General features: G+C 44.9%; 1 protein-coding gene. It reads left to right on the top strand.

Going from position 1 to position 1405, the window contains the following annotated elements; translation table 11 throughout:
* Positions 1-1405, top strand: a 1405-nt coding sequence (locus KTF99_RS16740) for an NAD(P)/FAD-dependent oxidoreductase (protein WP_147322429.1), incomplete at both ends; no start/stop codon positions are given.

Below are 1405 nucleotides of genomic sequence, written 5' to 3'. Positions count from 1 at the left end.
ATGAAAAATAATTATGATGTTGTGGTTGTTGGAGCGGGACCAGCAGGAATCATGGCCTGCTATGAACTGTATTTGAAACAGCCGGAATTGAACGTATTGCTTATAGATAAAGGTCAGGATGTTATGAAACGTCACTGTCCGATCAAGGAAAAGAAGATCAAGTCCTGTCCAATCATCAGGAACAATGAACCGGGCTGTCTTCCTGCCTGTTCGATTACAGCCGGATTTGGCGGTGCCGGTGCCTATTCTGACGGTAAATTCAATATTACCAGTGAATTTGGCGGCTGGCTGACTGACTATCTTTCAACCAATGAGGTTGAAGATGTAATCAACTATGTTGACAATCTTTATTTAAAACACGGAGCAACCAGAGAAATAACGGATCCTACGACTGACAAGGTCAAAGAAATTGAACATCGAGGCTATGCAGTAGGATTAAAACTGCTGCGGGCCAAGGTAAGACATTTAGGAACAGAAGAGAATCTGCGGATCATGACAGAAATGTCAACGGAACTGAAAGAACATATTGATATGGCATTTAGAACAGCTGTAAAGGAAGTGCTGGTTGAAGACGGACATGCTGTCGGGGTAGTTCTGGAAAATGATGAGGTCATCAAAGCGAAGAAGATCGTACTGGCACCGGGACGAGACGGTTCTGCCTGGCTGACAAAAGTACTGAAACAGCATGGACTGGAGCTTTATAATAATCAGGTCGATATAGGAGTGCGGGTAGAGACCAGCAATATCGTAATGGAAGAGATCAACAGCAATCTGTATGAAGGTAAATTTGTCTATAATACAAGTGTCGGAACAAAAGTAAGAACATTCTGTTCAAATCCGTCAGGGCATGTAGTAATAGAGAATCACAGCGGGACGATGCTGGCGAACGGACATGCCTATCATGATCCGAAGCTGGGGAGCAAGAATACCAACTTTGCGCTGCTGGTATCCCATACCTTCAGCGAGCCGTTCAATGAACCGAATGAATTTGCACATGAGGTGAGCAGACTGGCGAACAAGCTGTCAAACGGATCAGTCATGGTGCAAAGATATGGAGATATCAAGAAAGGGAGAAGAACGACTTACAAGCGTTTGAAAGAAGGGTATACAGAGCCGACCTTGGCAGAGGCGGTACCGGGAGATCTGGGGCTGGTATTACCGTACAACACGATGAAATCAATTATCGAGATGATTGAGGCACTGGATAATGTAACACCGGGGATAGCGAATGAGCATACGTTGCTGTATGGAGTGGAAGCGAAATTCTATTCAGCGCGGCCAAAGGTAAGAGAAGGGTTTGAATGTGAAATAGATGATCTGTATGTAGCAGGTGATGGAGCCGGATTAACAAGAGGGCTGGCTCAGGCAGGAGCAAATGGAATCATCGTAGCACGTCATATTATTG

The organism is Erysipelatoclostridium sp. MSK.7.34 (assembly GCF_019041935.1).
GTDB classification, from domain to species: Bacteria; Bacillota_I; Bacilli_A; order Erysipelotrichales; family Coprobacillaceae; genus Thomasclavelia; species Thomasclavelia ramosa.
The sequence above is the reverse complement of the archived record's forward strand: the minus strand, read 5'-3'. Positions and strand labels throughout refer to the sequence as shown.